The sequence below is a fragment of the Arthrobacter sp. NPDC092385 genome (genome assembly GCF_044755105.1).
Classification (GTDB): domain Bacteria; phylum Actinomycetota; class Actinomycetes; order Actinomycetales; family Micrococcaceae; genus Arthrobacter_D.
The window spans coordinates 188,952-197,131 of record NZ_JBIVQL010000009.1 but is presented as its reverse complement, the minus strand read 5'-3'; the positions used below and the strand labels follow the sequence as shown (position 1 = coordinate 197,131).

General features: G+C 62.9%; 7 protein-coding genes. 2 read left to right on the top strand and 5 right to left on the bottom strand.

All coding sequences use genetic code 11. The features are described from left to right. Positions 1–269 precede the first annotated feature (269 nt). On the top strand, positions 270–1,241 hold the full coding sequence (locus ACIQCY_RS13345) for an aldo/keto reductase (RefSeq protein ID WP_400484371.1): 972 nt from the start codon (positions 270–272) through the stop codon (positions 1,239–1,241). Positions 1,242–1,459: 218 nt separating this feature from the next. Continuing rightward, entirely contained in the window at positions 1,460–3,085 is a 1,626-nt protein-coding gene (locus ACIQCY_RS13340; protein ID WP_400484370.1) for a Na+/H+ antiporter, read from the top strand. 175 nt (positions 3,086–3,260) lie between these two features. Here ACIQCY_RS13340 and ACIQCY_RS13335 read toward each other — a convergent pair whose 3' ends face one another. The 5 genes from ACIQCY_RS13335 to ACIQCY_RS13315 all read right to left on the bottom strand — a co-directional run bounded on the left by ACIQCY_RS13335 (position 3,261) and on the right by ACIQCY_RS13315 (position 8,138). After that, entirely contained in the window at positions 3,261–3,779 is a 519-nt protein-coding gene (locus ACIQCY_RS13335) for an ASCH domain-containing protein (protein WP_400484369.1), read from the bottom strand. Next, entirely contained in the window at positions 3,776–5,854 is a 2,079-nt protein-coding gene (locus ACIQCY_RS13330) for a GNAT family N-acetyltransferase (protein WP_400484368.1), read from the bottom strand. Before ACIQCY_RS13330 ends, ACIQCY_RS13335 begins: the two co-directional genes overlap by 4 nt. Positions 5,855–6,108: 254 nt before the next feature. Then, a complete protein-coding gene (locus ACIQCY_RS13325; RefSeq protein WP_400484367.1) occupies positions 6,109–6,876 on the bottom strand; it encodes an SCO1664 family protein in 768 nt (255 codons plus the stop codon). Then, positions 6,876–7,421 (bottom strand): DUF3090 domain-containing protein, encoded by a 546-nt coding sequence (locus tag ACIQCY_RS13320; RefSeq protein WP_400484366.1) that lies wholly within the window; start codon positions 7,419–7,421, stop codon positions 6,876–6,878. Before ACIQCY_RS13320 ends, ACIQCY_RS13325 begins: the two co-directional genes overlap by 1 nt. A 15-nt stretch (positions 7,422–7,436) precedes the next feature. After that, complete coding sequence (locus ACIQCY_RS13315; protein WP_400484365.1) at positions 7,437–8,138, bottom strand: MSMEG_4193 family putative phosphomutase; 702 nt, start codon at positions 8,136–8,138, stop codon at positions 7,437–7,439. Between the last annotated feature and the right edge of the window lie 42 nt (positions 8,139–8,180).

The window sequence follows — 8,180 nt, the reverse complement described above, 5'->3', positions numbered from 1 at the left end:
CATCCAGTGAAACTGTCATACCCACACTATAGACAAGCGTGGCCTTCTGTCACAAGTGGCGACTTGTCTATCGATCAACGTGTCCGGTCAGTACATCTAGGACGCGGCCGGCAATCCCCGCAGCACCCGGCCCCGCAGTAACCGGCACTGCAGTAACCCGGCACTGCAGTAACCGGCACTGCAGCAATCCGCCGGCACATCACAGGACCAGTCCCTCCACGGACACCACGGCGCCGATACATCCACGGCGCCACCGAAAGGAAACACTCATGGAATACACACGTCTGGGCCGCTCCGGCCTGAAAATCAGCCGCCTCGCGCTGGGCTGCATGAGCTTCGGAGACACCTCGAGAGGCTTCTCGCAGTGGGCCCTGGATGACGAGGGCGCCGAGCCCATCTTCCGGCAGGCCATTGAAGCTGGCGTGAACTTTTGGGACACCGCGAACATCTACGGCTACGGCTCCTCCGAGGAAATCGTCGGACGCGCCATCACGAAGTACACCCGTCGGGAAGACATCGTTCTGGCAACCAAGGTGATGTTCAAAATGCACGACGGTCCCGGCGGCGCCGGCCTCTCACGCAAAGCCATCATGGAACAGATCGATGCTTCCCTCACCCGGCTCGGCACCGACTACGTCGACCTGTACCAGATCCATCGCTTCGACCCCGAAGCCCCGGTCGAGGAAACGATGGAGGCCCTGCACGATCTCGTGAAGGCCGGCAAAGTCCGCTACATCGGGGCCTCGAGCATGTGGGCCTGGCAGTTCGCCTCCATGCAGCACGCCGCGGACCTCAACGGCTGGACCCGGTTCGTATCCATGCAGGACCAGTACAGCCTCATGATGCGCGAAGAGGAACGCGAGATGTTCGGTCTCCTCGAAGCCCAGGGCGTCGGCAGCATCCCCTGGAGTCCGCTGGCCAAGGGTCGTGTCGCGCGCCCCTGGGGCCAGCAGACCACCCGATCCTCCAACGACCCCGTCGGAGACGCCGCGTTCAGCGACGATGACAAGCCCATCGCGGACGCCGTCGAAAAGATCGCGGCAGACCGTGGCATCCCCATGGCGCAGGTCGGCCTCGCCTGGGTACTCCGCAACCCCGTGGTCAGCGCCCCCATCGTCGGCGCCACCAAGGAACACCACCTCGCGGATGCTGTGGCCGCCCTCGATGTTCACCTCACCGACGACGAGATCGCCGTCCTCGAAGCGCCCTACTTCCCGAAGAAGCCCACCGGATTTCAGTGACCCTGGAACCTTGGTTCGCACCACCATGTGCTGGTGCGGACCAGGGCGCGAACGAGGCAAGAACAGCGTCCTGCCCACATCCCGGCCCGCCGATTAACCCAGTCATCAGATCCCCTGTCGGCTACTGGATGAGCGGGTGAGCTGGTGATCGACGAAAAAACCCGACATGGCATCGGACTCGACCATGTGAACATGTAGCGAACCCGAGGGAGCTGGCTATGGAAGGTCTCGAAACCGTCGTCCTGTTAGGGGTCGCGGTGCTCGCGGGCGCCATCCTCGCACCGCGCCTGCGTGTCGCAGCACCCCTGCTTCTGCTGGTCTTCGGCCTAGCTCTCGGATTCGTCCCGAACCTGCAGGAGGTAGAACTGCCCCCGGAAACGGTGCTGCTGATCTTCCTGCCCGTCATGCTGTTCTGGGAAAGCCTCACCACATCGCTTCGTTCCATACGACGGGACTTCCGCGGCATCGTGCTGATGAGCACCCTCATGGTCGTGGCGTCAGCGTTCGGTGTCGCCGTCGTAGCCCACCTGCTCGGGCTTCCCTGGAACGCGGCTCTCATTCTCGGCGCTGCCCTGGCACCACCGGACGCCACCGCCGTCGCAGCCCTCGGCCGAACACTCCCACATCGCAACTTCATGCTCCTCAAAGCCGAAAGCCTCACCAACGACGGAACAGCCCTCGTCCTATACGGGATCGCGGTAGGGATCAGCGTCGGTGGCAGCTACACGCCCTGGAGCATCACCGGACTCATCGCCCAGTCCTACATCGGGGGAGCGGCCGCCGGAACGGTCATCGCCGGCATCGCCTACCTCGTGATGCGCCGCCTCACCGACGCTCTCCTGACCAACATCGCGCTGCTCATCACCCCGTTCGCCGCGTTCCTCGCCGCCGAACTCATCCACGCATCCGGGGTCCTAGCCGTCGTCGTCGCCGGCCTGATCGTCTCGTTCACCTCCGCCCGAATCAGCACCGCTGCATCCCGCCGGCAGACCGAGTCGACCTGGCCGCTTGGCTCGTACCTGCTCAACGGAGCCCTGTTCGTCCTCATCGGCCTGCAGGTCCAGGCCATCGCCCACGACATCGACGCCAGCGACCTCGCCCGCCTCCTGATCACCACGGTCGCGGTCTGGCTCACACTCCTCGTCGTTCGGTTCACCTTCCAGACCCTGCTGGTCATCATCATCCGGGTTCTTGACCGACGACCCTCCCAACGAGAACGCCGGATGAGCTACCGGGCGCGCGTCGTCAGCGCCGCCGCAGGCTTCCGCGGAGCCGTATCCCTCGCCATCGCACTCTCCGTGCCCCTGACGATGGACAACGGGGAAGCCCTCACCGGCCGCAATGACATCGTCTTCATCACCGCCGGCGTCATCGTGCTCACCCTGCTCATACAAGGACCTCTACTGCCGCGAATCGTACGCTGGGCGAACCTCCCTACGGACACCACAGAGGACGAAATTCGCCTGACCGAACAGGCCCTCAACGACGCGGCCCTCTCTGTCCTCCACAACACCGACGACATGAAAGACGAAGACGACAACGTCTCACCAACGGGACAGACACGCGTCGCGGAAGCACGCGAGCTGCTGCTACGCGAATACGAAGCCCGCCGCGATCAGCTCAACACCCACTATGAGACGGCCACACAGCACAACGCGCCCACCGGACACAACGACCACCGCACTGACGAAACACGCCTGCGGTTAACCATCCTCGATCGCAAACGTCAGGTACTGCTGAATCTACGCCGCAACGGCGTCGTCGACGACGCCATAGCCCGACAATTCCAGACCCGCCTCGACGTCGAAGAACAACGCCTGACCGGTGTCGAGCCCGTTGACTAAACCCCTACCGAAGCGAAGCAGCGACAACCGTAGGCCGCAGAACACTGAGCAAAGGTAGAAGCGTCCCTAGGGGGTGCGCCGTTGGGACACCGATGACCGACGTCGAGGCAGCGGGACAGCCCAATCAGCGCTGGGCGGGCCAATTCTCGTAAGGCTTCTTCGAGCTAGTGCCCGATTAAGGCCCCATGTGCGGACGAAGGGCTAGATCGCGGATCACTCCGACCGATGACTTGTCACTTGGCTCGAGTGCCTCAAGCAGTTGCCGGCACAACTTCTGCGAGAGGTATCGCCAGCTCTGAGGGGGCTCCAAACCGTGCTCAGTGCGTAGTTCCTTCAGCGTGAGGCGACGGGGTATCGGAGCAATATCCTCTAGGTGGAGCGCATACGCCGTCGATGAGCCCTCGAAGTAGGCTTCGAACTCCTCGCGGCTAACGCCGAGATGTTTCTTGTGCTTGTTCCAGACCGCGGCCGGTGTGCCTGATGTCACGCCAGACACTTTGCCGTACGCGGTGATTGCGCGGTCTTCGCCTGAGGAGTACACAACCAAGACCCTGCCTACCGGCGCCCGAGGAATCTTTTTCCGAAGCTCGAAGGTTTTAGTGCCAGCAAGAATGGATTCAACAAATCGCGTCCTGATCGATATGAGGACAGCATCCGCCAGCTCTGCTGGCTGAGCCGACTGCTCATCCCTCATGGTTGCATCCCTTTGCTGTAGATCTCTTGCCAGGCCGCTTCAGGGATCTCCCTGACTGTGGGCATTGTAGTGAGTGTTCGACCGTACGTTTTGACGGTAGCCTCTGCGTCCGACAGCTTCACAAAAGAGCGGAAGATCTCGGTCTCACCGAAGCGGAGGGCTACCGCCGTTCCCGTTCCTCTCGCGTGAGATTTGATGTCGACTTCTGACCAGACGCCGTACTTCCGGAACCTGCTGTGCAGCGTGCTCGGGGAGCCGCGATGGGATGACACAAGTTGAGACGCGGCAACTACAGATCCTCCCCCTCGACCACTGACGTACCAGAGGATCCGCCCCGGTGCTGATGGTTGGTAGGGGGCAGATTTGTAGTAGACATGCCGACGGCTTATGCCGAGGTCTTTTTGCCGAGTGAGAAGCGGAGTGTCATAACCGAGGAGCTCGCTCGCGAACGTCTGCTTTATGGGTACGACGAAGCATCGCAGCGGTGCTTCCCGAATCTTCAAAGGCCATAGATGCCGCTCCAGCTTGGCAAAGTCTTCGGGGCTTTCGATGGTGCGGTCGATCCAAGGAGCAAGTTGCCAAGGACTCAGATCTGGTGATCGCAGCTGATCAACGCTGAGCTGAGCGTCAACAACCTCCATCGTCCACCGTCCCTTGATGAGGATCGCACCTTCCTGCTCGAGAATTTGTGCGGGACTCTCACCGCCTCCTGGCGCTGGGTCTGTGAGGACTATTCGGGCCATTCCCTTACGTAGCGCCTCGTGTCGTAGTTGAAAGAGGAGTTGCTTGAGGAGTGCGGATCCTCCGCGTGCAGGGCGTACTCGAAGAAGCTCGACTTCCAGGGTGTCATCGGTGGTTCGGGTCATGAGGAGTCCGTCAGCCAGCCCGCTTTCAGCGGTGTGCACGGTCTGGAGTGTCGACGATGCCTTGGAGCGGAGATTCGTCCTGAATTGCGCCTTTGTTTCGCCACTATGCGAGCTGATGAGATGGTCTAGTTCTCGGTCGCTGCCAGCAGGGGCTCGGTCGAGTACTAGCTCGGTGTTCTGAATGCGACCTGCTCCATCTCGATAAAGCCCCTTGAGGTCGTCAATCATGACAACGAGTTGGGAGGGGTGCAGGACATCGACGCCATGCCGTTGAGCAAGGGGACGAAGGACCTTGGCCGCGTTTTCATCATTGGTGATCATCACATCAGCGCCGCCGACGATAGTCTCCGCTACTAGTCGGGAGTCCGGGTTGAGGCTCAAGTCTCTGCTTAGTTCTGTGGCTGAGATGCTTGCCAGTAGCTCACGTTGTAGCGCTTCGGCAACGGTCAGTTCGGCTGATAGCTCCTCGAACTGACCTAGTTGCAGCATTACCTGACGTCGTTCGTCCGGTGACCTGAGTTCCGATAGTTCATTCCTGACTGACCGGGAAACACAGTAGGTCACTTCTCCCTCCAGTATCGGAGAGTTCAAGAAGTCCTCTGTCTCTTGGTTCCGTCCTAACAGCAGATCAAGGATCACATTCGTATCAAGCGTTACGTGGAGTCGAGTGTCAGAGGCTAAGGATGACGAGAACAGGGTGTCGTGGCCGAAGGATCTGCGCCAAACGGTCATCTCGGCTTTGTCTTTGCCTCGGCCTTCAGCGAAGCTTTCCGCTTGGAAGCCAAGCTTGGGCCAGACTCCGTGTGCAGGGTAATCACGTCGGCACTTCAGTCGGATTCCCTGGCGATCGCTGTGGTTTCGCTGGATCTCATCAACTAGCAGCCGTGCCACGCCTGTCTTGCGGTACTCAGGGCTGATGCACAAGTGAATGAGTCTGATGTCAGCGTATGGCAGGTCAAAAAGGACGTACCCGATTAGGTTGTCATCAATGAACGCGCCTAGGACGCACCCCTTCTCAATAGATTCGCGATAGGCAGTGGGGGGATACAGGCCGAGGTACTTCTTGAACTGGTTACCTAGCTCAACCACATCTTCGAGGTCGGAATCGACACATAGGCGGATAATCACCAGTTCCCCCACCTTGATTTCTATCGTTGAAGCCTCGTCGAACTCAATGTATCGCCAAGACTCTCCTCCGCGTGACGACATGCCAGGGCATCATCCGACCTGCTCCCCCCTGAACGACATCTCTCAGTCCTCGTCGGATCGGAAACACCACATACGAACGTATTTGCTACACCCCTTGTCGACGCCGCTGATTGGCGTAGACGACACCCTTTCGCGTAGCGATACTCAGTGCCACAATCTATGTTCACTTCTGCTCGCCTCGGGCAGGTTCCGCTACATCGCAGGGTGCGGGGCGCCTTCGGTGCTACGCGTCAGAGCTCGTAGCGGAAGTCGCCTCAGAACAGCGGCCAGGGCACCGCCGGCATCTCCCCGCGCGGAGCCGGAAACCGCCCGGTCGCTCGCAGGGCGGTGCAGCGAGCAGCGAGTGAAGCGATCTCCTGGGCGGTGAGGAGGTCTGCCAAGCTCTGGCCCAGTTCACCGCCAAGACCGGAGCGGACACGGTCGATGCCCTCGAGCTCCTCGGCGGTCAGCGCATCGCCCACCCACCCCCACAGCACCGTGCGCAGCTTGTGGTCGCTGTGGAAGGTCAGCCCGTGGTCCACGCCGTACCGGTGCCCGTCGCCCATCGCGAGGATGTGATCGCCTTTGCGGTCGGCGTTGTTGACTACGACGTCGAACACCGCCATCCGTCGAAGCGCCGCCGTGTCCTCATGCACCAGGGCCACGATCCGGCCCTTCTCGTCCTGACCCTCGAGGACCTGCTTCCAGCCGCTCTCCGGCACGTCGTCCGCCGCGACGAGGTCCACCGCATCCTGGTCCGGGTCCGTCTCCTGCCAGAGCTGCACCATGCCCTCACCGAACGGACCGTCCCGCAGCCAGGTACGGGGCACGATGTTCCAGCCGAGGACCTCGGACACCAGGTAGGCGGCGACCTCCCGGTGGGCGAGGTAGCCGTCGGGGAAGTCCCACAGCGGTTTCTCGCCCTTGATCGGCTTGTACACGACGGCCGCGTCGCCGATGCTGCCCAGGAACGTGGCGTTGGACGCCGTCGTGATGCGGCCGGTGAGGGTCAGCTCGTCGGTCACCAGGTCGGGCGCGGGCATCAGGCCTCGGGAAGGGTGCAGGTGTGTCCGTCGGCGTCGATGGGTTGGCCGCAAATCACGCAGATGGGACGCCCGGCGCCCACGATCTCCCGGGTGCGCTTGGCGAAGGCACGCGCGGTACCCACGGGCATGCGGACCCGCAGCAGCTCGGAGGCGTCGTCGTCATCCGGGAAGGTCTCGTCCTCGGCGTCGTCATCGGCGAGCGGGTAGGCCTCGATGACGATCTGCGCCGTCGTCGGGTCCCACCCCAGGCTCATGACGCCGGTACGGAACTGCTCCTCGACCGTCTCGAGCTGGTCGTTGTCGACGAGCTCGATCGGCGTACTCGTGGGAACGCTGAAGGGGTTGCCCTCGAGGGTGACGAGCTGGTCGAGGATCTCGTCGATCTTCTCGGCGAGCTGGGCCGACTGCTGCTTCTCCAGCGCGATGCTCACGATCTGTTTTCCCGTGCGCACCTGCAGGTAGAACGTGCGCTGCCCCGGAACGCCGATGGTTCCGATGACGACCCGGTCGGGCCACTCGAACTCGTGAACAGTAGTAGGCATGGAACTACCTTAGGCTCATGCGGTCGGAGGCGCCGTGTGCCCTGCGCCACCGCCCACGGGTGCATCGCCGGAGGGGGCAGTGTTCGCCAGCCACGACAGGTCCCCGGCGTCCGTGTTCGTCGCGAAGACGCTCGGCCGGCTCGCGCCGTAGCGCACGATCGAGACGGAGGCCGGGCCCACGTTGATGCGCTGGAACAGGTCCAGGTGCATGCCGAGCGCGTCCGCGAGGACCGACTTGATGATGTCCCCATGGCTCACCGCCACCCACACGGCGCCGGGCCCGTGCTCGGCCTCGAAGGCCGCATCGTGGCGCCGGATCGCCGCGACCGACCGGGCCTGCATCGTCGCCATGGACTCGCCACCGGGGAAGGTGACGGCGGACGGTTGCGACTGCACCACCGACCACAGGTCCTCTTTCGCCAGGTCGGCGAGCGTGCGGCCCTGCCACTGGCCGTAGTCGCACTCGGTGATGCCGGGTTCGAGCGGCGCGTGCGGGGTGCCGGCCTGCCGGTCGAGGATGAACTGGGCGGTCTGCCGGCACCGCTCGAGGGGGCTCGACACCACCCCGACGACGGGCACCGCCGCGAGCCGGGCTCCCGCCGCGGCCGCCTGGTCCCGCCCGACCTCGTCCAGGCTGACGCCGTCGGCCCGTCCGGCCAGCAGTCCGAAGGCATTCGCTGTGGTGCGGCCGTGCCGCACGAGGATAACTGTGGCCATCCACCCAGCCTAGCCACCCTGCGGGCGGTACCGGGCGTGCGG

What these genes read in the sequence shown, in the direction of transcription:
- ACIQCY_RS13345 (WP_400484371.1), top strand. Translation starts at nt 270, where the DNA reads ATGGAATACACACGTCTGGGCCGCTCCGGCCTGAAAATCAGCCGCCTC.
- ACIQCY_RS13340 (WP_400484370.1), top strand. Translation starts at nt 1,460, where the DNA reads ATGGAAGGTCTCGAAACCGTCGTCCTGTTAGGGGTCGCGGTGCTCGCG.
- ACIQCY_RS13335 (WP_400484369.1), bottom strand. Translation starts at nt 3,779, where the DNA reads ATGAGGGATGAGCAGTCGGCTCAGCCAGCAGAGCTGGCGGATGCTGTC.
- ACIQCY_RS13330 (WP_400484368.1), bottom strand. Translation starts at nt 5,854, where the DNA reads ATGTCGTCACGCGGAGGAGAGTCTTGGCGATACATTGAGTTCGACGAG.
- ACIQCY_RS13325 (WP_400484367.1), bottom strand. Translation starts at nt 6,876, where the DNA reads ATGCCCGCGCCCGACCTGGTGACCGACGAGCTGACCCTCACCGGCCGC.
- ACIQCY_RS13320 (WP_400484366.1), bottom strand. Translation starts at nt 7,421, where the DNA reads ATGCCTACTACTGTTCACGAGTTCGAGTGGCCCGACCGGGTCGTCATC.
- ACIQCY_RS13315 (WP_400484365.1), bottom strand. Translation starts at nt 8,138, where the DNA reads ATGGCCACAGTTATCCTCGTGCGGCACGGCCGCACCACAGCGAATGCC.